This is a genomic window from Candidatus Symbiopectobacterium sp. NZEC135 (assembly GCF_025962695.1).
In genome coordinates this window covers 1-687 of the sequence record NZ_JAGFPF010001152.1, presented here as the reverse complement: position 1 = coordinate 687, position 687 = coordinate 1, and the positions used below count along the sequence as shown (strand labels likewise).

Annotated in this window: 1 protein-coding gene; it reads right to left on the bottom strand. The window is 44.3% G+C overall.

The features are described from left to right. On the bottom strand, positions 1 to 687 hold a 687-nt coding region (locus tag J5224_RS33025; protein WP_264629128.1), incomplete at both ends, for a hypothetical protein.

Sequence of the window (687 nt, the reverse complement as noted above, 5' to 3'; positions counted from 1 at the left end):
TTTTGTGCAGAGCGCGAATGCAATGCTGAAAATATATTTAATGCCATCACATTGCTTGAATGATATTGGTTTATCAATTCAGGGAGCCTCCGTGTCGCCTGAATGTTGATGCGATGTTGAAAATCAGCCTTATTGAAGTGATAGCCTAATAGCTCTGCCTGTCGTTTCTCACGCGTGTATTTACAATAAATCGTATGTGGGGACATTCCGTCTGGGATATCAATGCCCGCGCGGCTAAGCATTACTATTGTTGTGGATAAATTCCTCACAAAATATTGTGTCCTTAGTCCCTGTTTTTTTCTCATTTCATGCGCTCTTGTTGATTCTTGGATACGCGATACAGCCTCTGCTGTTAGCGAGCTTTGACTTATTACCTCTCTTCGCGAAACAGGTTGTATATCCGGCGGCAGGTGGGTGCGTGAAACGGTACGGTTATTGAACGATGGGCTGTAACACGCGGCATCACCATAGCTGATGGCGCGGCCATAAATGGCGTGACAACATGTTGTTGCCGCCTGTGCGCTAGCCTTTATCGTCGATGTTGACGGTGCAAAAAAGCCTGACCTTTCCACCACTGAACCACCATAAAGATTCAGTGATGAATTATTTATTTTATTTAAAGCGCTCACCATCAAGGGAAGCGTATTGGCATTACTGTTGTTTCCAGTTTCCGAAACAGGATAAATT